At 66.3% G+C, this 21,121-nt stretch carries 20 protein-coding genes, 2 pseudogenes and 2 other annotated features; of the genes and pseudogenes, 12 read left to right on the forward strand and 10 right to left on the reverse strand.

Going from position 1 to position 21,121, the window contains the following annotated elements:
• Nucleotides 1–72: 72 nt before the first annotated feature.
• Nucleotides 73–939, reverse strand: a complete 867-nt coding sequence (locus V9G04_11160) for an SDR family NAD(P)-dependent oxidoreductase (GenBank protein MEI2713817.1) — start codon at nt 937–939, stop codon at nt 73–75.
• A 156-nt stretch (nt 940–1,095) separates the two neighbouring features.
• Here V9G04_11160 and V9G04_11165 point away from each other — a divergent pair, with 156 nt between their 5' ends.
• Genes V9G04_11165 through V9G04_11180 form a run of 4 tightly spaced genes read left to right on the forward strand, consistent with a single transcriptional unit; the run spans nt 1,096 to nt 3,119 of the window.
• A complete protein-coding gene (locus V9G04_11165) occupies nt 1,096–1,236 on the forward strand; it encodes a hypothetical protein (GenBank protein ID MEI2713818.1) in 141 nt (46 codons plus the stop codon).
• Nucleotides 1,217–1,900: an enoyl-CoA hydratase/isomerase family protein gene (locus tag V9G04_11170; GenBank protein ID MEI2713819.1), complete on the forward strand. Its 684-nt coding sequence runs from the start codon at nt 1,217–1,219 to the stop codon at nt 1,898–1,900. Before V9G04_11165 ends, V9G04_11170 begins: the two co-directional genes overlap by 20 nt.
• A 45-nt stretch (nt 1,901–1,945) precedes the next feature.
• Nucleotides 1,946–2,899: a helix-turn-helix domain-containing protein gene (locus V9G04_11175; protein MEI2713820.1), complete on the forward strand. Its 954-nt coding sequence runs from the start codon at nt 1,946–1,948 to the stop codon at nt 2,897–2,899.
• On the forward strand, nt 2,862–3,119 hold the full coding sequence (locus tag V9G04_11180) for a hypothetical protein (protein ID MEI2713821.1): 258 nt from the start codon (nt 2,862–2,864) through the stop codon (nt 3,117–3,119). The genes V9G04_11175 and V9G04_11180 overlap by 38 nt, the downstream gene beginning before the upstream one ends.
• A 30-nt stretch (nt 3,120–3,149) precedes the next feature.
• Here the strand turns inward: V9G04_11180 and V9G04_11185 are convergent, their stop codons facing one another.
• The 4 genes and pseudogenes from V9G04_11185 to V9G04_11200 all read right to left on the reverse strand — a co-directional run bounded on the left by V9G04_11185 (nt 3,150) and on the right by V9G04_11200 (nt 7,725).
• The gene (locus V9G04_11185; GenBank protein ID MEI2713822.1) at nt 3,150–4,145 is read right to left on the reverse strand and encodes an acyl-CoA dehydrogenase family protein; all 996 of its coding nucleotides are present in this window, start codon (nt 4,143–4,145) and stop codon (nt 3,150–3,152) included.
• 61 nt (nt 4,146–4,206) lie between these two features.
• Nucleotides 4,207–4,317, reverse strand: a pseudogene (locus V9G04_11190) (hypothetical protein).
• A 5-nt stretch (nt 4,318–4,322) separates the two neighbouring features.
• On the reverse strand, nt 4,323–6,479 hold the full coding sequence (locus V9G04_11195) for a 3-hydroxyacyl-CoA dehydrogenase NAD-binding domain-containing protein (GenBank protein MEI2713823.1): 2,157 nt from the start codon (nt 6,477–6,479) through the stop codon (nt 4,323–4,325).
• Nucleotides 6,480–6,513: 34 nt separating this feature from the next.
• Nucleotides 6,514–7,725: an acetyl-CoA C-acetyltransferase gene (locus V9G04_11200; GenBank protein ID MEI2713824.1), complete on the reverse strand. Its 1,212-nt coding sequence runs from the start codon at nt 7,723–7,725 to the stop codon at nt 6,514–6,516.
• Nucleotides 7,726–7,926: 201 nt separating this feature from the next.
• On the opposite strand from V9G04_11200, the gene V9G04_11205 reads away from it, so the two are divergent.
• The 3 genes from V9G04_11205 to V9G04_11215 are packed head-to-tail and all read left to right on the forward strand — an operon-like array spanning nt 7,927 to nt 10,606.
• A complete protein-coding gene (locus V9G04_11205) occupies nt 7,927–8,901 on the forward strand; it encodes a nitronate monooxygenase family protein (GenBank protein ID MEI2713825.1) in 975 nt (324 codons plus the stop codon).
• A 5-nt stretch (nt 8,902–8,906) separates the two neighbouring features.
• Entirely contained in the window at nt 8,907–9,389 is a 483-nt protein-coding gene (locus tag V9G04_11210; GenBank protein MEI2713826.1) for a nuclear transport factor 2 family protein, read from the forward strand.
• 23 nt (nt 9,390–9,412) lie between these two features.
• Nucleotides 9,413–10,606, forward strand: coding sequence for an acyl-CoA dehydrogenase family protein (locus tag V9G04_11215; GenBank protein ID MEI2713827.1), 1,194 nt, complete (start codon nt 9,413–9,415; stop codon nt 10,604–10,606).
• 895 nt (nt 10,607–11,501) lie between these two features.
• Here V9G04_11215 and V9G04_11220 read toward each other — a convergent pair.
• The 3 genes and pseudogenes from V9G04_11220 to V9G04_11230 all read right to left on the reverse strand — a co-directional run bounded on the left by V9G04_11220 (nt 11,502) and on the right by V9G04_11230 (nt 13,269).
• A complete protein-coding gene (locus V9G04_11220) occupies nt 11,502–11,642 on the reverse strand; it encodes a hypothetical protein (GenBank protein ID MEI2713828.1) in 141 nt (46 codons plus the stop codon).
• Nucleotides 11,643–11,787: 145 nt separating this feature from the next.
• Nucleotides 11,788–13,065 (reverse strand): annotated as a pseudogene (locus V9G04_11225) (IS3 family transposase).
• Nucleotides 12,662–12,796, reverse strand: a sequence feature (AL1L pseudoknot). It overlaps the preceding pseudogene by 135 nt.
• An 18-nt stretch (nt 13,066–13,083) precedes the next feature.
• Nucleotides 13,084–13,269, reverse strand: coding sequence for a hypothetical protein (locus V9G04_11230; protein ID MEI2713829.1), 186 nt, complete (start codon nt 13,267–13,269; stop codon nt 13,084–13,086).
• 625 nt (nt 13,270–13,894) lie between these two features.
• Between V9G04_11230 and V9G04_11235 the strand changes: the two genes are divergently transcribed.
• On the forward strand, nt 13,895–14,128 hold the full coding sequence (locus V9G04_11235; protein MEI2713830.1) for a helix-turn-helix domain-containing protein: 234 nt from the start codon (nt 13,895–13,897) through the stop codon (nt 14,126–14,128).
• Here V9G04_11235 and V9G04_11240 read toward each other — a convergent pair.
• Nucleotides 14,112–15,352, reverse strand: a protein-coding gene (locus tag V9G04_11240) for an IS3 family transposase (protein MEI2713831.1) whose coding sequence is annotated in 2 segments (ribosomal slippage) — nt 14,112–15,070 and nt 15,070–15,352 — 1,242 coding nt in all. Because the reading frame shifts where the segments join, the coding sequence is not laid out codon by codon here. The two genes, V9G04_11235 and V9G04_11240, sit on opposite strands and share 17 nt — an antisense overlap.
• Nucleotides 14,943–15,071, reverse strand: a sequence feature (AL1L pseudoknot). Its footprint overlaps the gene before it by 129 nt.
• Nucleotides 15,353–16,254: 902 nt before the next feature.
• On the opposite strand from V9G04_11240, the gene V9G04_11245 reads away from it, so the two are divergent.
• Both V9G04_11245 and V9G04_11250 read left to right on the forward strand, forming a co-directional pair.
• Nucleotides 16,255–17,028 (forward strand): hypothetical protein, encoded by a 774-nt coding sequence (locus V9G04_11245; protein ID MEI2713832.1) that lies wholly within the window; start codon nt 16,255–16,257, stop codon nt 17,026–17,028.
• A 523-nt stretch (nt 17,029–17,551) separates the two neighbouring features.
• Complete coding sequence (locus V9G04_11250; protein MEI2713833.1) at nt 17,552–17,896, forward strand: hypothetical protein; 345 nt, start codon at nt 17,552–17,554, stop codon at nt 17,894–17,896.
• A 62-nt stretch (nt 17,897–17,958) separates the two neighbouring features.
• Here the strand turns inward: V9G04_11250 and V9G04_11255 are convergent, their stop codons facing one another.
• Nucleotides 17,959–18,609 carry a hypothetical protein gene (locus V9G04_11255; GenBank protein MEI2713834.1) on the reverse strand — a complete coding sequence of 217 codons (651 nt, stop codon included), beginning with the start codon at nt 18,607–18,609 and terminating at the stop codon, nt 17,959–17,961.
• Between the two features lie 1,340 nt (nt 18,610–19,949).
• Here V9G04_11255 and V9G04_11260 point away from each other — a divergent pair.
• On the forward strand, nt 19,950–20,357 hold the full coding sequence (locus V9G04_11260) for a hypothetical protein (protein ID MEI2713835.1): 408 nt from the start codon (nt 19,950–19,952) through the stop codon (nt 20,355–20,357).
• Nucleotides 20,358–20,361: 4 nt separating this feature from the next.
• The gene (locus V9G04_11265) at nt 20,362–21,018 is read left to right on the forward strand and encodes a hypothetical protein (GenBank protein ID MEI2713836.1); all 657 of its coding nucleotides are present in this window, start codon (nt 20,362–20,364) and stop codon (nt 21,016–21,018) included.
• Nucleotides 21,019–21,121 lie beyond the last annotated feature (103 nt).

Genomic DNA, 21,121 nt, shown 5'->3' on the forward strand with positions numbered 1-21,121 from the left:
ACCCCATCAGTGGAAGCAGTTGTCGCGCAGCAACGAAATAAGGTCCACTGATGGGGTGACGACCTCGTCGCGTCAGGACGGCAGTACGCCTGCTCCCCAGCGATCGGGATGGGGGAACTCGAGGTCGCCCTCGGTCAGCACCTGAGCCATCCCGACTGCGGTCCATCCCCCGTCGCGCTGCCACGTGGCAGCCGCCTGCGGGTGGGTCCAGACGGACAATACCGTCCCGTCGAACGACAGCACCTGACCATGGACGAAGTCGGCCTCCGGGCTCGCGAGATAGACCGCGACGGGAGCGACGGTCTCGGGCGGGGGAAACGTCACTGCGTGTCCGACGTCGCCACCGGAAAAGACTGCGGTCATTTCGGTGGCGGCGACGGGAGCCAACGCGTTGACGCGGATGCCGAAGCGGTTGAGCTCCAGGTCCATGACCCGCGTCATGCCCACCACGCCCGCCTTGGCGGCGGAGTAGTTGGCCTGGCCGAACATGCCGAAGAGACCGGCTCCCGAGGTGACGTTGAGGATGCGGCCTCCGCCAGCGGATCGCATCTCCTGCGCCGCAGCCGAGCTGGTCGACCACGTGCCTCGTAGGTGGACACCCACCACGTCGTCGAACTCCTCGACGCTCATCCGGGTGAACGAGCGGTCGCGGGTGAAGCCGGCGTTGTTGACCAGCATCCCGATGCCGCCGAAGGTGGAGACGCAGTGCGCGACGAGTGCGCGGGCCTCGGCGTCATCGGAGACCGACCCGACGAACCCGGTGGCGCGCCCACCGCCCTCCTCGATGAGCCCGACGGTCTCCCGGACCGCGCTCTCGGTGGTGCCGTTGACCACCACGCTCGCACCGGCCTGGGCCAGCGCAAGGGCGAAAGCTCGACCGAGCCCTCGCGACGAACCGGTCACCACGACCGGCATTTCGTCCAGCACGTGCTGCGTCATGACACCTCCAGGGTGGGCACGAGGGCCGCCTAATGCAACCGCTCCTTTGGTATGATACTACTAGAGAATATGCAGTTCACATGCGATGTATTGCAGAACAAGTGAACGCCGATTAGTCTAGACGGACATCTCCCTCCGATCAACCCGGGAGCACACATGGCCACGTACGAATATCTGCTCACCCACGTCGAGGACGGCGTCGGCGTCATCCAGCTCAACCACCCGGAGAAGCGCAACGCCCTCGGCTGGGAAGCTTCACGAGGAGCTCATCGCAGCGTTGGAGGCGTGGCGATATGACGACGAGGTCGCCGCGGTGCTGCTCATCGGCACGGAGGAGATCTTCTGCGGCGGCTGGCGCCTCGACGTCCTCAGCGGCATCACCGGCGACGACCAGAAGCGGTTCACCGAGCTGGCCACCCGCCTGATGACCGACCTCACGGACTACCGCAAGCCCACGATCGCCGGCGTCGCCGGTGTCGCCCCGGGCTATGGCATGGACCTGGCCAACATGTGCGACATCACGGTCGCGGCCGAGAACGCCTTCTTCGGCTCCACCCAGGTGAAATACGCCATGAACGGCTTCTACGGCGGGCTCATGCGCAAGGTGGGGCCGATGCGTGCTCGGCGCCTCTTCTTCACCGGTGACCCGATCGACGTCCACGAGGCCTACCGCATCGGCATGGTCGACGAGGTGGTCCCCGTCGGCCACCTGCGTGAGCGCGCCCTCGCCGTCGCCAAGGAGGTCGCCGAGGCCGGCACCGAGCTGACCACGGTCCTCAAGGAGGTCGCCCTGCGCGCCACCACGATGGACCACGTGGCGGGCATCGCCTACGAGCTCCGCGTCACCCACGACCTCACCCAGCGCCCGCTCTTCCACGAGCGCACTCCCGACGGCCTGAAGAAGCTCAAGTCCGGCTCGAGCCGCGCGACCGAGCGGGTTCGCACGAGCGACCCGTCCTGATCACCTAGGGTCTGGGCAGCCGACCCAGACATGAGGAGAACCTCGTTGACCCGCCGATCCACCGCCACTGCACGGCGCCCCAGCGACCGTGGCGCACAGATCGTCACGGCCGCCGCGACGCTGTTCCGCAAGCGGGGATTCGTCAACGTCTCCATGAAGGACGTGGCCGCCGAGGTCGGGGTCACGGCCCCGGCGATCTATCGCCACTTCCCCGGCAAGGATGCGCTCCTGTCCGCCGCCATCGACTCCGGCCTGACCCAGGTCGAGTCGGTGGTGGCGGCGAGCACCACCCTCCGCGCACTCCTCGACGGGCTGGCCGAGGTCGCCGTCGAGCGCAGCGACCTGTGGATGCTCATCACCCGCGAGTCCGAGAACCTCCCCGAGGACCAGCGCCACCAGGTCCAACAGCGCTTCGCCGCGCTGAGGGACGCACTGGCCGGCCACCTCACCACGGCCCGTCCCCCGCTGTCCGAACCGGACCTCGACCTGCTCACCCGCGCCGTTCTGGCCGCCCTCGCAGCACCGGCCCAGTTCGGTCAGCGCCTCACGGGCAGGCGCTTGGCAACCGCCCTCGCAGCGATCAGCGCGACGATCTGCGAGATCGACGTACCGCATGCGACGGGGAGCGCGACCACGGCTGCTCACCGCAACCAGTTCGACGCCTCGCTCTCACGCCAGGAGGAGGTGCTCGCAGTCGCAGCGCGACTGTTCGCCGAGCGCGGCTACCAGAACGTCTCGCTGGCCGACATCGGCGCCGAGGCCGACATGGCGGGCCCGAGCCTCTATCACCACTTCGCCAGCAAGTCCGAGATCCTCCTCGGCGTCCTGCGGCGCTCGATCGACTGGATCGAGCTCGACCGCACGCGGTCGATCCGCGACAACGACGAACCCGACATTGCGTTGCATCGACTCGTGGAGAAGCTACGTCGACATGGCCATGGCCACGCCCGACCTGTTCCGGGTGTTCACCAAGGAGGCCATCAACCTGCGCGGGGCTGACCAGGAGTTCGCCCGCCGCGCACCACGCCAACTCGTGACCCACTGGACAGCGATGCTGCGCCGAGCCGAGCCCGCCCTCTCCGAGGGCGAGGCACAGACCCGCGTGACCGCCTGCCTGTCGGTGATCAACGAACTTGCCCCGGCACGCCGGCACGCCCAGCAGCACGACCACCCCGAGCGACTGGCCAGCATCGCGATGGCGGTGCTGCTCGGCCGCTGAGCGCGGCAGCCGCCGCTTCGGGACCGGGGCTCACAGGCCCAGGTCGCGGCCGATGATCTCCTTCATGATCTCCGTCGTGCCACCGAAGATCGTCTGCACGCGGGCGTCGGCATAGGACCGGCTGATGTCGTACTCGGTCATGAAGCCGTAGCCGCCGTGCAACTGCAGGCACTGCGCGGCGACGAGGTTCTGCAGCTCGGTGGTCCACCACTTCGCCTTGGCAGCGCGCGGCGCGGTGAGCCGGCCGGCGACCAGGTCCTCGACGCAGGTGTCGACGAAGGTCCGGGCGACCTCCACCTCGGTGGCCAGCTCGGCCAGCACGAAGCGGGAGTTCTGGAAGGAGCCGATCGGCTGCCCGAAGGCAGTGCGCTCCTTGACGTAGGCCAGCGTGCGCTCGAGCATGCCCTCGCAGGCTCCGACGGCAGTCGCGGCCAGCGACATCCGCTCCTTCGGGAGGTTGCGCACCAGGCTCAGGAAGCCGCTGCCCTCCTCGCCGAGCAGGTTGGCGACTGGGACGCGGACGTCGGTGAAGCTCAGCTCGCTGGTGTCCTGGGCGTGCAGGCCGAGCTTGTCGAGGTTGCGCCCACGCTCGAAGCCGGGCATGCCGCGCTCGACGACGAGCAGCGAGAGGCCCTTGTGGGGGTGCTCGCTGGTGCGGGCGGCGACGACGACGAGGTCGGCGTTCTGCCCGTTGGTGATGAAGGTCTTGGCGCCGTTGAGGACATAGTCGGCGCCGTCGAAACGGGCAGTCGTACGGATGCCGGCGAGGTCGCTGCCGGTGCCCGGCTCGGTCATCGCGATGGCCGAGACCAGCTCACCGTTGACGAGGCCGGGCAGCCAGCGCCGCTTCTGCTCGTCGTTGGTGAGGTCGAGGAAGTAGGGTCCCAGCACGTCGTTCTGCAGGGAGATGCCCAGGCCGCAACCCATCAGGTTGGCACGGGCGAACTCCTCGTCCAGGATCATGTTGAACCTGAAGTCGTCCATGTCCGAGCCGCCGAACTCCTCCCCTGCCGGGAACATCAGCATTCCCTGCGACCCGGCAGCGGTGAAGAAGCTCGCGGTCCACGACCTTCTGCTCGGCCCAGCGGTCGGCGTGCGGCCGGACCTCGCGCTCGATGAAGGTGCGGACCAGCCCGCGGAACTCCTCGTGGTGCTCCTCGAAGATCCGGCGTGGGGCGAAGTTCAGCGACTCGGACATGGTGATCACTCGTAGGTCTTGCCGTCAGCGGCGAGCTGGCGCAACGACGCAGGCGAGTCGAAGCGCCGGCCATACTTCGCGGCGAGCTCGTCGGCACGTGCGACGAACCCTGCCGGGCCGCCTTCATACTGGTTGATGTGCTGGAGCACGCCACCGGTCCAGCCGGGATAGCCGATGCCGAGCACCGAGCCGACGTTGGCGTCGGTGATGGTGCGCAGCACGCCCTCGTCGAGGCAGCGCATGGTGTCGATGCTCTCGGTGAACAGCAGGCGGTCCTGGATGTCCTGGACACTGACGGCGTCCTCGACGACGGGATACATGTCGGCGAGCACGGGCGAGAGCCCCTGCTTGCGACCGTCGACGTAGTCGTAGAAGCCGGCGCCCTTCGAGCGACCGGGGCGACCCGCCTCGATCATCGTCTCCAGGACGGCGCGCCCGGGGTGGCGGTCGGCCGGGTCCTCGTTGCGTGCCGCAGCAGCCTGGTCATAGATGTCGCGCAGCAGCGTGAGGGTGAGCTCGTCGACCAGCGCGAGCGGCCCGACGGGATAGCCCGCCATGGTCGCCGCGCGCTCGATGACGGCCGGGTCCACGCCCTCACCGACGGCCGCGATGGCCTCCAGCACGTATTGCACGATGACGCGGGTGGTGAAGAAGCCCGGGCTGTCGTTGACCACGATCGGCACCTTGCCGATCTGGTGGGAGATGTCGAGCGCCTTGGCCAGGGTGGCGTCGGACGTCTTGTCACCGACGACGATCTCCAGCAGCGGCATCCGGTCGACCGGCGAGAAGAAGTGCAGCCCGATGAAGTCCTCCGGACGGCTCACTCCCGTCGCCAGGTCGGTGATCGGCAGCGTCGAGGTGTTGGACCCCAGGACGGCGTCGGCGTTGACGTGGCCCTCGAGCTCGGCGAAGACGCTGCGCTTGAGGTCGGGGTTCTCGAAGACGGCCTCGATGACCAGGTCGGAGCCCTGGGTCCGGGTCATGTCGTCAGTGGGCAGGATGCGGGCCAGGATGGCGTCGCGCTGCTCCTCCGAGACCCGGCCCGAGGAGACCTGCTTGTCGAGCACCTTGGCCGCATAGCCCTTGCCGCGCTCCGCGCCTTCCTGGCTGACGTCCTTGAGCACGACCTCGATGCCGGCCTTGGCACACACGAACGCGATGGCCGCGCCCATCATGCCCGCGCCGATGACCGACACCTTGGAGGCCTGGTGGGCGGGGTAGCCCTCCGGACGCCCTGCACCCTTGCGGATGCGCTGCATGTCGAAGAACGACGACTTGATGATGTTGTGCGAGATCTGGCTGCAGATCAGCTCGGTGCAATAGCGCGTCTCGATGTCGAGCGCAGTGTCGATGTCGACCTGTGCGCCCTCAACCGCCGCGGCCAGCACGTTGAGCTGGGCCGGGGCCGGCGAGCCGCGGAACTGCTTGCGCAGCACGGCAGGCATGACCGGCAGGACGGCCGCGACCTTCGGGCTGTCCGGTGCGCCGCCGGGAATCGTGAAGCCGGGCTGGTCCCAGGGCTTGCTCGCCTCGGGGTTGGCCTTGATCCAGGCCAGCGCGGCCGGCCACAGCTCGTCCTCGGAGGACACGACCTCGTCGACGAGACCGGCCTCGAGTGCCTTCCGGGAGCCGTACGTCCGACCCGTCAGGAGGACGGTCTCGAGCGCCCGCTGCAGGCCGAACATGCGGACCGTACGGGCCACTCCGCCCGCTCCGGGCAGCAGACCCAGGGTCGTCTCGGGCAGTCCTACCTTGAGGCCCGGGCGGTCGACGGCGACGCGGTGGTGGGCGGCGAGGGCGATCTCGTAGCCGCCGCCGAGAGCCGAGCCGTTGATGGCGGCGACGACGGGGACGCCGAGCTTCTCGAGGCGACGCAGCGGCTGCTTGACCTGGGTCAGCAGGTCGTAGATCTCCTGGGCGTCGTCCGTGGTCGCGTTCATCATCAGCTCGAGGTCGCCACCGGCGAAGAAGGTGTCCTTCGCCGAGGCGATCACGACGCCGGTGATCGACTCGCGCTCGGCCTCGAGGCGGTCGACGGCCGGGCCGAGCGCCTGGCGGAACGCCTCGTCCATCGTGTTGGCGCGCTTGCCCGGGGCGTCCATCGTCAGCACGACGACGCCGTCGGAGTTCTGCTCCCAGTGGAAGTAGTCAGGGGTGGTCATCTGGATCTCCTGGTCCTGTGGTGTCAGTCGCGGTTCAGACGCGTTCGATGAGGGTGGCGATGCCCATGCCGCCGCCGATGCAGAGCGTGACCACGGCCCGGCGCAGGTCCTGGCGCTCGAGCTCGTCGACGACCGTGCCGACGAGCATCGCGCCGGTGGCACCCAGCGGGTGACCCATGGCGATCGCACCGCCGTTGACGTTGAGCTTCTCGTCGGGGATCGAGAAGTCCTTCTGGTACTTGAGGACCACGGACGCGAAGGCCTCGTTGATCTCGAACAGGTCGATGTCGTCGGGGGTGAGGCCGGCGGTGTCGAGCAGCTTCTGCGTGGCCGGCGTCGGGCCGGTGAGCATGATCGTCGGGTCGGCACCCGAGGTGGCCGATGCCACGACGCGGGCGCGCGGGGTGAGACCGATGCGCTCGCCGATCTGCTCGCTGCCGATGAGCACCAGGGCCGCGCCGTCGACGATGCCGGAGGAGTTGCCGGCATGGTGCACGTGGTTGACCGCGGTGACGGCCGGGAAGCGCTGCATGGCGACGTCGTCGAAGCCCATCGCACCCATGCCGGCGAACGCGGGCTTGAGGCCGGAAAGGCTCTCGATGGTCGCGCCTGGACGCATGTGCTCGTCACGGTCGAGCAGGAGCAGGCCGTTGCGGTCGGTGACCGGAACGATCGACTTGGCGAAGTGGCCACCGCTCCACGCGGCGGCCGCGCGCTCCTGGCTCCGAACGGCATAGGCGTCGACGTCCTCGCGGCTGAAGCCCTCGATCGTCGCGATCAGGTCGGCACTGACACCCTGCGGGATGTAGTGGGTCTCGTAGTTGGTCTCGGGGTCGAACATCAGCGCGCCGCCGTCCGAGCCGAGCGGGATGCGCGACATGGACTCGACGCCGCCGGCGACGATAAGCCGGTCCCAGCCGGATACGACCTTCTGGGCTCCGGTGTTGACGGCCTCGAGGCCGGAGCCGCAGAAGCGGTTGAGCTGGAGCCCTGCGACGGTGGGGTTGAGGCCGGCCTTGAGGGCGGCGGACCGTGCGATCACCGAGCCCTGGTCACCGACCGGCGAGACCACGCCGAGGACGACGTCGTCGATGGCGTCGGTGTCGAGGTCGGGGTGGCGGGCGCGCAACTCGTCGATGAGCCCCACCACCAGGGAGATCGGCTTAGTGCCGTGCAGCGAGCCATTGGCCTTGCCACGGCCGCGCGGGGTGCGGAACGCGTCATAGATGAACGCCTGGGTTGTCATCGGCGAGTCCTTTGAGTCTTGGGGCCACTCTGGCCGGACGATCAGGAAGTGAATCATAACTAGGGCACACCATGACTCGTCAAGCCCTGGCAACATGAGGCTCTGAGCGTGAAATCTGGTCCGAAAGTGAATCTTGATTAGTTTCGCAGTTCGGGGTAGCGTTCTGCCACCGCAAGTGAGCCACGAGAGGAAGTGCCCGTGATGAAGACCCCCTTCACAGAGGCGTTCGGCGTCCGCTACCCGATCGTCCAGGGCGGCATGCAGTGGGTCGGCCGGGCCGAGCTCGTCGCCGCCGTCGCCGAGGCCGGCGCGCTCGGCATGATCACGGCGCTGACGCAGCCCACGCCAGAGGACCTGGCCAAGGAGATCGCTCGCACCAGGGAGATGACCGATCAACCGTTCGGCGTCAACCTGACGATCCTGCCGACGATCAACCCCCCGCCCTACGACGAATACCGCCACGTCATCGCCGACTCCGGCGTCAAGATCGTGGAGACGGCCGGGTCCAACCCCGAGCCGCACATGGACTTCTTCAACGCCCACGACATCAAGGTCCTGCACAAGTGCACGAGCGTGCGCCACGCGGTCAAGGCCGAGAAGGTCGGCGTCGCCGGCGTCAGCATCGACGGCTTCGAGTGCGCCGGTCACCCCGGCGAGGACGACATCCCGGGTCTGGTCCTGATCCCTGCCGCAGCCGACCAGCTGACCATCCCGTTCATCGCCTCGGGCGGTTTCGCCGACGGCCGCGGCCTGGTCGCCGCGCTCGCGTTGGGCGCCCACGGCGTCAACATGGGCACCCGCTTCATGTGCGCCGCCGAGTCCCCCATCCACGAGCAGGTCAAGAAGGCCATCGTCAACGCCGACGAGCGCCACACCGACCTGATCTTCCGCACCCTGCGCAACACCGCGCGGGTGGCGAAGAACTCGGTGAGTGAGGAGGTCGTACGGATCCTCGACGACGGCGGCGACTTCGCTGCAGTCCGCGAGCTCGTCTCCGGCGCTCGGGGCCGCACGGTCTATGAGACCGGCGACGTCGAGGCAGGCATCTGGACCGTCGGCATGGTGCAGGGCATCATCAACGACATCCCGACCTGCGCCGACCTGGTCAGCCGCATCGTCGACGACGCCGACGCGTTGATCGCGTCGCTGTCGCGCTTCGCCTCGGCCTCAGCGTGAGCGCGATGGCCGAGCAGACGGGCGCAGCCTGGGTGCGTGAGTTCGCGGGTCGGTGGGAGGACGCATGGAACTCCCACCGCACCGACGACGTGATGGCGCTGCTGCACCCCGAGATCGAATGGGACGACCGGATCTTCTGGACCGACGTCTTACACGGTCATGACGAGGTGCGCACCTACGTAGACACCATTTGGGAGGTGATGCCCGACGTCCGCTTCGAGGAGGTCCAACTTTTCACCGGTGGTCCCGAGCACGGTGGCGTCTACCTGTTCCGGCAGACCGCGTCGGCTCCGGCACGCTTCGAGACCGACAAGGTCGCGGTGACCCACGGCTGCGACATCTTCCTCGAGTTCCGCGACGGGCTGCTGCTGCGCTACATGGCCCAGTACGAGATCTCCGAGATGATGCGCCAGTTCGGCGTGCTGCCGCCGCGGGGCGGCCGGATCGGCGGCGCCTACCTGCTCTCCCTGCTGCATCGACGCGCCTGACAGGTCACCACGAAGGAGCCCCCATGACCGCCCGCCGCACCCTGCCTACCGAGGAGGCCCGCGACCTGCTCGCCCTGACCCGCGACATCTGCGTCCGCGAGCTCGCGCCGCGTGCCGCGGAGGCGGAGGAGACCGAGACGTTCCCGCGTGAAGTCTTCCGGATGCTCGGCCGCGCCGGTCTGCTCTCGCTGCCCTACCCAGAGGAGTTCGGGGGCGGCGGCCAGCCCTACGAGGTCTATCTCCAAGTCCTCGAGGAGATCGGCTCGGTGTGGTCGACGGTAGGTGTCGGCACATCGGTGCACGCGTTGTCCTGCTTCGGCCTGGCCGAATTCGGCACGATAGAACAGAAGAAGCGGTGGTTGCCTGGCATGCTCGGCGGCGAGTTGCTGGGCGCCTATTGCCTCTCCGAGGCCCACGCTGGCTCCGATCCCGCCGCTATGCGCACGACGGCACGGCGCGACGGCGACGACTGGGTCCTCAACGGCGCCAAGGCCTGGACAACGCACGGTGGACACGCTGACTTCTATAAGGTCATGGCCAGGATGTCCACAGGGCCGACCGGCGAAGAGGCTGGCGGCCGCGCAATCTCCTGCTTCCTCGTACCTGCCGATGCTCCAGGACTGTCCGCCGACGCCCCTGAGCGCAAGATGGGCCTCACCGGCTCAACGACGGCCACGATTCGCCTGGATGGCGTACGTGTCGGCGGGGACCGGCTGCTCGGCAACGCGGGCGATGGTTTGCGCATTGCGCTCGCAGGCCTCGACTCCGGACGTCTGGGCATCGCGGCGGTCGCGACAGGCCTGGCGCAGGGCGCACTCGACGCCGCGGTCGCCTATGCCCGCGAGCGTGAGACGTTCGGCAAGGCGATCATCAACCACCAGGGACTAGCGTTCGTGCTGGCCGACATGGAAGCGGCTGTGCAGTCCGCCCGAGCCACGTATCTCCACGCCGCACGCCTACGCGACGCCGGACTGCCGTTCCGACGCGAGGCGTCGGTCGCCAAACTGGTCTGCACCGACAACGCGATGAAGGTCACCACCGATGCAGTGCAGGTGCTGGGCGGCTATGGCTACACCCGCGACTTCCCTATCGAGCGTTTCATGCGCGAGGCGAAGGTGATGCAAATCTTCGAGGGCACCAACCAGATCCAGCGACTGGTGATCTCACGCTCCCTGGCCCTGGACAACAAAGGCACCCACGTCGCCCTCAAGGCTTGACCACCTCAGCCGGGTGCCGACGGGCAAACGCCCCAAGGTTGGCCGCGTGTCACAGCTCCGAGGTCGCGGCTCATGTTGATCCTCATCGCTCAGGCGGGTTGAGTGTAGTGGTTGAGCAGAGCGCCGAGGCCGCGGCGGCGGGCCTGGACTGCGATGGGGTCGAACGACGCGCCGTTGACCGCTGCCGTCGTGCCGTGGCCGGTGCGGAGTGAGCGCCCGGTTACGGGTTGACTTCGAAGCCGGCTTCGTTCTCGCACGGCTGGACAGTCCGGCTAATCGCGCGTAGCCCCATGCGGTGGAGGTCGGTGGTTGCGTCAACGGACTCCAGAGCACTGGGACCGGTACCGCGTGGCCCGACCTTGAGCCCCGAATCGAGTGCCCGGACGGGGTCGGTCTCAGCACGATCCCGGCGCGCGATTTCGATGAGTTGGCCGCGCGTTGGTCGGTCTTGGAGCGTCGAATGATCGAGACTCCGGTGGATTTCGCACGATGTTGTCGACGTTGGGGGCCGAGCTCCTCTGGTCGTATGACGGAGGTGTAGCCGTCAAGAGAGCATGGCGCGGTCTCGAACCCCGGTGCTGTTCTTGGGGTCGATCACGGCGACGATCTGGCCAAAGGTCGGCAACTGTGAGCGGGAAGGCCTGGCGACGTAGCGCGACGCCCATGATCCGACGGTTCACAAGCACGAGTCATACGAGGGAGCCGAAGTTGGGGTCGGCGAACGTTTCCCGTGGTGCCGGTGGGCGATACCCGAGTAGTAGGCGTCGAGAGTCACGAAAGGTCAGCACTGGCGACACTTTGGCCAGAATGGAGCCGAGGATTTCGACGGGACTGGTGTGGTGAAGGCGTCCTCGGCTCGCCTCTGACGCAGATGTCATCAGCCGGGTGCACGGGCTCATCTGCCCATCTCATTGTCGCTCAACAGCCATTGGGCGTACTCGACGCGGGCCAACTCGACGCCACCCGCTGAGCCGACAAGTACGGCGACAACGCCGCCCAGCTGCGTGCCGCACTCACCGACCTGCTGCGCCAGCATCGCATCCAGCAGCGGATCGGTGGATCAGGGTCGATCAACGTCCAGGTCACCACCACGCCGGAAGAGCGCCAGGACATTGGCAACCTGATCCACACCTACAGACATGGCGTGCTGACGTTGAAGCGCCCCAGGTTCTCTGCCGCTCCTATGCGGGTTGCGGCTCTTGGTTGAGGGCCGCGTAGTGGGCTTGCTCGAACTCCACTGGGGTCATCATCCCAAGAGTGCCGTGCAGGCGTCGGTTGTTGTACCAGTCGGCCCAGCCGGCGGTGGCGTACTCGACGTCACCGATGGTGCGGTTGGGGCCGGTGTGGAAGACCGTGGTGCGGATGCACTCGGTCTTGTAGAGCCCGATCACGCACTCCATGAGGGCGTTGTCGTAGGCGTCGGCCACCGATCCGATCGAGGGCCGGATGCCCTCGTCGGCGAGGTGCTCGGTGAACGTGATGGAGGTGTACTGACTGCCGGCGTCGGCGTGGCCGATCAGCTTGCCGGGCACCACGGGGTTGCCCTCGCGGTTGCGTTGCCACAACGCCATCCGCAGCGGGACGTCGACCAGGTTGACGGCCTTGGTGGACGCGACGTTCCAGGCGACGATCTTCTGGGCGAAGACGTCGAGGATGAACGCGACGTAGACGAACCCGGCCCAGGTTCTGACGTAGGTGAAGTCCATGACCCAGGTCCGGTTCGGCGCTTCGGCGGTGAAGTCCCGATCCAGCAGGTCACCGGCTCGCTTGCCGTCCTTGGCCGGGATCGTGGTCCGGATTCCCTTCGAACGACGAACCCCTCGCAGGGAGGGTTCTCATCGCCCGGTCCACGCTGCCGGGCGACGCGTCGGGGCTGGTGCGTCGTACGAGCGCGGTCATCTTCCGACGCCCATAGCGCCCTTCGGGTGTCATCCTGCGCATGCCCTGGTGGTCGACCGTCCAGACCAGGTCACGGACCTGGTTGACCACCTGGGCATCGCTGATGGTCCGGGTCGCGACCCGGTGGTTGGCTTGTGTCCAGTCGCGGTAGGTCCGCGCGGCGATCTGGCAGCCCTGCTCGCGCAGGACTCGGCAGATCGACTCGACCGCGTGGCCCTCAGATCGCAGTTCGTCGATGAACGCGACGACCAGCGATTGCGGGGGTCGAGCTCCCCCGCGAAGAAAATTGAGGCCCGACGCAGGATCTCGTTGTCCTCCTCGAGCCGGCGGACCTTCGCCTTCAGCTCCTTGATCTCAGCCAGTTCCTCGCTGGTCGCGCCACGGCGCTGTCCACCGTCGATCTGGGCCTGGACTACCCAACGACGGACCGTCTCCTTCCCCAAGCCCTCACGGCGGGCGACGGACTCGGCGGCCGCGGTCAACGATGGGTACTCCGGCAGATGCTCCAGCACCTGCCTCACGCACCGCTCCTTGACCTTCGGATCGATCTTCTTCGGCATGAACTGCATCCTTCCAACTCAAAAGGATGCGGCATCAAACCTTGGGCGCTTCAGCTTGCGCAACCGAGCCATGTCCCGCACCGGGTTCTCCCGCAACGCGTCGTAACGCACCGCCAACCCGAACGCCAGACTCAACACTGTCCGCGCCTGCTTCGCCGTGCTGTAGCTCTTCGTCGCCGCCAACGTCTTCAAGAACTGATCCACCTTGCGCACACTGATCTCCCGCAATGTGAAGTGCTCAACGCCGGCATCACCAGCTGCCGCATGTTCCGCTCGTACAACGCCCGCGTACTCTCCGCGACCTTGTTCTCCAGATCGAGGTCAGCGAGCCAGACATCGACGAGCTGAATGAACGAAACTGCCACTGGTCAGTTCTCCGGCTCCTGGGCTGCGATCCGTTCTCTCGGCCAGTCTCTCCTTGAGCCGATGCTCGGCGAGCTTGCGAGATTTGGCAGTGGCCTCCACCCGCCGGATTTGCCCGTCGAGATCGCGGAATCGCACGCGGGCACGGATGCCCGTCCCGACCTCCGTGAACTCGATATCACCGAACGTGCCGATTGGAGTGCGTGGTCTAGGCACGACCAATCACCTCTCCGGCGTCCCGTCGTGGCCCTGGCGTTGGTCGTTGAGCCAACAGAGAGTGTCGGATTCTGCGAACTTCAGATGACGGCCAATCTTGAAGGCTGCCGGGCCTGCCCGGTGCTCGCCAGTCGTAGATCGTCTTGATGGGAACGCCCAGATAGTCGGACAACTCGTCGATGGAGATGTCGGCGGCGCTCGAAAACTGAACAGTTTCGGCGGTGAAAAGTGATCACTCAACGATTGGAGTGTGATCACTTTGGAGGACTGGGCGCTGATCAGGAGGCTGGCTGCTGACGGGGTGCCGAAGGCACGGATCGCGGCCCGGTTGGGGATCTCGCGGACCACGGTCATCAAGGCGGTGAACTCCGACGCGCCGCCGAGGTACGTGCGGTCGCCGGGTCCGACGTCGTTCACGGAGTTCGAGCTGAACCGCCCCGGCGAGTCCGGAGGCTGGGTTTGGTGGCTCAGCCGGTTGGCGTGAGCTCGTTTCTTGCAGCGTAGTGCAGTTCCTCGGCCGCCATGGGCGTGAGGTCGGAGAGCGCCTCGTGAGGGCGCTCGTTGTTGAAGAAGTCGACCCAGTTCAGGGTCTCTAGTTCGACGTGTTCGACGCCGCGCCAGGGACCTTCAGGACGTATGAGTTCGGCTTTGTAGAGCCCGATCTGGGACTCGGCGAGGGCGTTGTCATAGGCATCGCCAACAGACCCGACTGAGGGGTCGACCCCCTCGTCGACGAGGCGCTGGGTGAAGGCAAAGCTGACGTATTGAGACCCTGCATCGGTGTGATGGATGAGGCCGGAAAGGTCGGTGACACCGGCCTGCTGGCGGGTCCAGATCGCATGCTCAAGGGTGTCGAGCACCAGGTCGGTCGTCATCCGCGTGGCGGCCCGCCAGCCCACGATCCGACGGCTGAAGACGTCGAAGATGAAGGCGACGTAGACAGTGCCTGACCAGGTCGCGACATATGTGAAGTCGGCGACCCATAGCTGGTTGGGCCTGCTCGCCCAGAACTGCCGATCGACCAGGTCCAGTGGTCGCTCGGCGGCCGGGTCGCCGATGGTGGTCCGGAACTTCTTCAGACGTAGCGCCCCGACCCAGCGTTGTTCACGGTAGAGCCGCTCGACGGTGCATCGAGCGACGTCATGGCCCCGTCCGCGCAGGTGCAGCCACATCTTGCGTGCACCAAACCGCGCGACCAGCTTCTGCCGGTTGCGCTCGGCGACCATGATCTCGACCAGCTCCGCGTCGCGGATCTGCTGCTTGGAAGGCCGGCGTGAGCGAGCCTCGTAGTAGGTGGACGGAGCGATCTTGATCCCGTGCTCACTGAGCACGCGGCAGATCGGCTCGACCCCGAACTCCACCTTGTGGTCCTCGATGTAGTCGATCAGAACCTGTTGGGGCGGTCGAGCTCCGCCGCGAAGAAAGCCGAAGCGCTCTTCAAGATCTCGTTCGCCCGCCGCAGTTCGGCGACCTCTTTCTTCAACGCCTTGATCTCAGCGATCTCCTCGCTGGACTTGCCGACGCGGACACCGCCGTCGATCTCGGCCTGCCGCAGCCACTTACGCAGCGATTCAGTAGAGGTGATGCCCAGCTTCGCCGCGACCGACCTGATCACGGCGGACTCGTGCGGATAGTCCCGCCTGGACTCCATCACCATCCGCACTGCGCGCTCACGCAGCTCGGTCGGGTACCTCGAGGGACGTGCCATGAGAGTGATCCTTCCAACGAATCAGCTCTCCGGACATGCCGGGGCGGTTCAGTCCGCATCATCAACGCCATCACCGGCGAACTACTCCGCGAACTCACCATCAACACCAACAAGGACTACCAACCCCAGGAATAGACAAGGCCCGAACCCACTCCCGTGGGTTCGGGCCTTGCAGATGTCCTGAGACATCACATCGTAGCGGGGGCAGGATTTGAACCTGCGACCTCTGGAATCACACAGGGCGATTCCTAGTGCTACCGAACGTTGCGGGAAACAGCCGAATCGCTTGTGTTGACGCGGAGTTCGCTGTCTCGAACAGTTCCGATCGTACCCGATCCGTACTGGCTTAGGCCGACAGATTCCGGAGGGTAAGGGGAGGGACATCAAGTCCCAGCTGCGCCCCGCAGTAACCGCGTCGCTTGGCCGCGACCATCGATCCCTATCCCACGCGGCCGGGAGACCGTCTCTCTTTTCTGACCCAGCTCGGAGTACGGCTCTTCGACTTCGAGGTCAGGTGCCAGGCTTTGCAGAGGCCGCACCAGTAGGACCCCGTTGGAGCTTTCCGACCGCGTGACCGGCAGGACTCCTGAATCGCCTGCAAGGCGCGTTCCGCGGCCCACTGGCTTGGATAGGACTTCTTCGAGCAGTCGAGCACCGCGACCGTTCCTCGGCGCGTGTTCAACTGGCTCATATCCAGCCCGGCACGATGGGTTCGCGGCTGAAGCCGCTCGGCCCGGTTCGGAGCATGTGTGTCTCCGATTGACGACAGGAGACTACCGAGCAACTCCTTTCGATGGCCAGCCTCCACCCTGCACAGTCGCCGCGCGTACACCGCCGCCCGTCGGGCCCCGGCGTCTATCGGATCTGCCGAGATCCCATCGTCTGTGGCCCAGAATGGGGTCGTGAGTGAGCTGGCCGGCCGAGCTGAGGACATCGCCGCGCATCTCGTAAGCCACGCTCTGGGCGCCGACGCCAGGAAGTTCGACGCCGATGGCCGACAGTCTGCGGTGGACTTCATGCTCGAATGGCCCAACGGTCGCCGGGGCGCGCTCGAGGTCACTCTCGTCACGCAACCCGAGTCGTCAGCCTGGCAGGGACTGGCGGCCAAGGAGGGCTGGCGATGGCCCGCACCATCAGGGTGGGAGTTCCGACTAACTGGCGATGACATGCCCTACCGACGAGCGCGCCGCGCGGTCGTAAGAGCAGTTGAACTGTGTGACCGTGAAAACGTCGATGCGCTCGACCGACTGCCCCCTGCCATCTTCTCCAGCGACCCTGATCTCGAGTGGCTGAGCGACATTGGCGATCTTCGCCGAACATCCTTCAAACCCGGTGTCGCCCTGCTCCCTGCGGTCCGTGCCGAGTTCGTGGATGCTGCGACCTCAGACTTCGCGACTCTGGTCGAGCGATGGCTTCATCTACCGCATATGCCGCGTCACGTCGAAAAGGCTAGATCGGCTCTCGCTGTTGACGAGAGGCATCTCTTTCTAGTGCCTGTCGACGAGGTGCTTCCCACCCGGTTCTTCACTAACGACTTCCCGGCGCCAACTCGGAGACCTGAAGGCTTCAGCGGCATCGACGGGATCTGGGTGTGGTCCAACTACTGGCATCAATACTTGGTCTGGCTCGCTGGTAGGTGGCGCTGGCTCGACTTCCCACCGAAGGACCATGCGTAAGTAGCCGCTCGCGCACTCATCTGTAGCCGCCAGGTGGACTCGAGCTTTGAGCGTCCCTGTCCGTCGCCGCATCGAAAGATGATCTTCGGCACAGGGACCCTGCGAAGGCCGCAGCGCTAGGCTCCGTTCGTGCCTGGAGCAGCGCAGATCCTGGACCGCCTTGCCGGGGACGGGAGGATCGCCGTCGACTGGGTTGCGGGTCTTCGCGCTGCCGACGCTGGCATCGACACCAAGCTCGAGGCCTGCTTGGCGAAGGTGGCCGATGCCGGCCCCCACCTGCCAGTTGATCCGGATGAGAACTCGGTCATCTGGCGAGCCTTCGAATTGCCCCTCAACCAAGTGCGGGTCCTGGTCCTCGGACAAGATCCCTACCCGAACCCGGCACGCGCGACGGGCTTGAGCTTCTCCACCGGCCCGGGCGGCGATGTGCCGGATTCGCTAGCCAACATCTTCCAGGAGCTCCCCCGTCGAGTACCCGCCGCCAAAGACCGGCGACCTCACCTCATGGACCAAGCAGGGCGTCATGCTGCTCAACCGCGCCCTCACCCTTCCCTGCGACAAACAGTCACGGCCGAAGCGGCACATCCGGTGGTGGTCGCCGCTGGCCGTAGCCACCATGAAGGCAATCCGGGTTGAGGCCGCGGCTCGGCCGATCGCTGCCATGCTCTGGGGAGTACCTGCCCACGGCATGCGCAAGTACTTGGCGTCCGAGGTCGAAGTCTTCGCGTCCAGCCACCCGTCGCCCATGTCGGTACTCCGAACAGCCGGCGCCGAGCCGGCGTTCCGCGGCTCCGATCCCTTCGGCAGGGTCAACCGCTGGTTCGCCAGCCGACACGTCGACCCCGTCGACTGGACCATCCTCGATTGAGCACACCTCAGAGGCCCCTATGAGCGCCTCCCGGAGGACCAACTCACGCGCGTCTTTCCGCGTCACGGCTTGATTTGCATCGCCTCGTAACGAGAGAACCGCAGCTCGTAACCGAACTCTTGACCCTCGGAAGTCAAGGCCCTCCCGTCCGTTCGCCCCGCTCTCCACAGCCACGGCAGAACGAAGCGAGCTCGATCTTCCGCGGGGAGTTCGGCGATGAGGTCGCGAGCCGCCTCGCGAAGGCTCTCGAGCTCTGTTGGACTCGTGGCGCCTATGCCGCGCTGTCGGCCATCGATGGCGGTAGCGCGAGCCAGACCAAGCAGGTCCTCAGCTACGGGTGCAGCGTGCGGCCCTTGCCGTGGTGCAGGGATGGACGTTTCGGCTGCCTCAGCTGGCAGTACTTCGCGCGAGCTGGGTCCTTCCTCGGCCGACGGGGTCTGTCGAAGCAACGCCTCCCGTTGCTGCGAAGGGCGCAGGGTGGCGAGGTTCTGGATCACGGTTCGGACGGTGTCGACATACGCGATCACTTCCGATCGTTGATCGGTGCCCCAGACGGCCTCGATAAGTGGCATGACCTGTGCCCAGGTGAGATGGCAATAGCGTTGCCCCTCACTGACCTCGGGCGGGGACTTGCTCAGTGGCCCGGTCATGTACGTGAGATCCACCCGGCAGCCAGGATGGGCAGCCGTGGCCAGAAGCAGGTAGTAAGGCAACTGATCCTCGCGGTGGCTGCCGGCCTCAGTCTTGAGCTCGAATTATCCAAACTCGATCCCGCCACAGCACTGCCCAATCCGGCCAGCCGTTCTGAGCCGAGTCCACGACCTTTGGCAGCAGATACTCATCGACGAACGCGTCTGCCTCGGCAGCTCCGGCCCGGTGCGACCCATCGCCATACGCGAGATCGTCCAGGAGCCGCAGAAAGCGTCGACCCTGTTCGTCCGGAGCGCTTGGAGTGTTCCACCGAGGCGGATCACCGCCGACGATCAACGTCGTGATCAGCCGTTGCAAGAATTCCTCACGGCCCAAACTTGAGGCGACGCCAGAGGCTCTCGGGACTCTCCCACATGAACCGCAGCGTAGATCGCTGCTCCGACAGAAACGGTGGCGCGGTGTTGTGCAGTTCGTCCATGATCCGAGATTCCACTGCTCTAGTCTCCGATGCTCTAGGGGATTCGGCCGGCGATCACGGCCAATGGCATGGCGGAGGGCCGCCTCCGCCTGATGAGGAGTGCGCGATGAACGAGCCGGGTGAGGACTCTTGGAGCGAGCGCCTGCGTGGGCTGCTGCTCGGCCTGGCTCTGGGTGACACTTATGAACGAGCGCGAGGGTCATTCCCGCGGCGCGGAGTGATCGAAGTCGGCGTTGCCACGCAGTTGGCCGCGTTCACCGCCGACGGGCTGGTGCGGGCACTTGCGTCCTCGGGCGACCAGCTGGCGCCAGGTCAGCTGGCTCCGGCACTGTGGAACGCGCTCACTCGATGGGGCGCCCAGCAAGAGGTCATCTCGGCGACCGATGCACAAGGCGCTCCCGTGGCGAATGGTTGGCTTAGCGAGGTTCCGGCCCTAGGTGAAAGGCGGGGATCGGCTCCAGCGACCGTCTCAGCGGTCAGAGGAGGCCGGCCGGGAACCCTCGAGCAGCCCGGGAGCAGCAGCGGCGGCACGCAGGTGGTGACGCGGTTGTTGCCCACGGCGGCGGTGCGCCATCTGCTGCCATACGAGGGCATCTACCGGGCGACTAGCTCCCAAGAAGATGGGGTCTGCGTTGCCGGCGCCGAGGATCGGCTCGTGGTAGATCCCTCACCGTGGGTGAAGAACCCATTTCCTGCCGTGGAGCGGCGCCGCACGGAGCCTCGGCGGCGCCGGGGGTGACAGCTGCCGCTACACATTGCCGCGACTGCGACACTGAACCGCCCATTGCCGGGAGTCGAGCTCGTCCCATGCACGAACCGAGGCCGGATTCCGCCTTCCCAAGCGGCTGGGCCGCGACCGTACGGCTTGGAGCGCAGCATCCAGAATTAGCCGATTTTGTCGGACCTCGATGGAAGAATCGAGGCATGACAGACACCCGCTTCGAGACGGTCTTCGAGGACACCGACGACCTGCTCGGCGGGGTTGATGTCGACGAGATCGGTGACGTCGAGACTCTGCTGATGTTCCTGTTTGCGAGGCCAGTGGTGGTGGAGGAGGTGTGGGACGACGAAGGTGTCGCACCCTCACTTGAGGTCATCATGCAGGGGAACGACGAGGCAATCGGGTCCGTCTGCGCGTTTCCGTTGAGCATCATCGAATTGGCGCGATCATGCGCCGAGACGGTGGATGAGCTCGGTCCCTACACCCGAGACGGCGTCGCAGCGGAAGAGACGCCTGATGTTTCGGCCATGAGCGACGGCGAACTCATTACTGCCCTGCAACAGGCCCTCGGCAAAGTCCGCCTGTTCAGCATGCTGGATGGGGGCGAGTAGCCGCATGATGCTGCCTCCAGTCGATGGCGCGCACGAGCCGTACGACGTGCCGCGTGGCACCTGCCCATCCTGTGGATCAGGCGAGGTCGTGCACCTGATCATTGGCATGCCGTCGGGACCGGACGCCGGGTCGGGCGACCCTGACTGGGTTCAGTGGGTGGGTTGCATGCACCCGGGTTTCGAGCGTGAGTGCAACTCATGCGGGGCAACGTGGAACAGGCGCACCGCCGACGCTCTGAACCCGATCCGACTGCTGTCGGAGGCTGGCGCATCGTTCGCGCTGCTACCCGCGCCGAGCCTCGTAAACTTCGACTACCCGTACACCCATCTGGTGGACATCGAACTGCTGACGCCCGATCGTCTCGTCCGTTACCTCGGGCGACCGCTCTCGCGAGACGCACTCGCAAGGCTCGCCGAAGCCTGGATGCAAGCAGCCCACGACGAGCACCCCGAGCAGACTGTCCCGACTGTTCAGGATGACGCCGCCGGCCTCGCTGTCGTTGTCGTTGTCAACCAGTCCACCCCGTTCGCTGTGACCCTGGAGATCCTGGTCGAGGCCAACCTTGGCGGCGATGTCCCCGATCAAGACGGATTCTCTTTCGACGTTGCCCGCTCCGGGCTGATCGACGCCGCCCACGCGATAGAAGGGTGGTTGGCATGAGCTACCTCGGGACCATCCTCGAACTCGACGATGGCTCACGTCTCACGGGCGTTGGCCCTCGACCACTCGCACGCGAACTCTCGCACCAAGGCGGAACGGTTTA

Source organism: Nocardioides sp. (assembly GCA_037045645.1).
Lineage (GTDB): Bacteria > Actinomycetota > Actinomycetes > Propionibacteriales > Nocardioidaceae > Nocardioides.

Coding starts and splice junctions, on each gene's coding strand:
- V9G04_11160 (MEI2713817.1), bottom strand. CDS start 939: ATGACGCAGCACGTGCTGGACGAAATGCCGGTCGTGGTGACCGGTTCG.
- V9G04_11165 (MEI2713818.1), top strand. CDS start 1,096: ATGGCCACGTACGAATATCTGCTCACCCACGTCGAGGACGGCGTCGGC.
- V9G04_11185 (MEI2713822.1), bottom strand. CDS start 4,145: ATGCTGATGTTCCCGGCAGGGGAGGAGTTCGGCGGCTCGGACATGGAC.
- V9G04_11195 (MEI2713823.1), bottom strand. CDS start 6,479: ATGACCACCCCTGACTACTTCCACTGGGAGCAGAACTCCGACGGCGTC.
- V9G04_11200 (MEI2713824.1), bottom strand. CDS start 7,725: ATGACAACCCAGGCGTTCATCTATGACGCGTTCCGCACCCCGCGCGGC.
- V9G04_11205 (MEI2713825.1), top strand. CDS start 7,927: ATGAAGACCCCCTTCACAGAGGCGTTCGGCGTCCGCTACCCGATCGTC.
- V9G04_11210 (MEI2713826.1), top strand. CDS start 8,907: ATGGCCGAGCAGACGGGCGCAGCCTGGGTGCGTGAGTTCGCGGGTCGG.
- V9G04_11215 (MEI2713827.1), top strand. CDS start 9,413: ATGACCGCCCGCCGCACCCTGCCTACCGAGGAGGCCCGCGACCTGCTC.
- V9G04_11220 (MEI2713828.1), bottom strand. CDS start 11,642: ATGCTGGCGCAGCAGGTCGGTGAGTGCGGCACGCAGCTGGGCGGCGTT.
- V9G04_11250 (MEI2713833.1), top strand. CDS start 17,552: ATGCTGCTCAACCGCGCCCTCACCCTTCCCTGCGACAAACAGTCACGG.
- V9G04_11260 (MEI2713835.1), top strand. CDS start 19,950: ATGACAGACACCCGCTTCGAGACGGTCTTCGAGGACACCGACGACCTG.
- V9G04_11265 (MEI2713836.1), top strand. CDS start 20,362: ATGATGCTGCCTCCAGTCGATGGCGCGCACGAGCCGTACGACGTGCCG.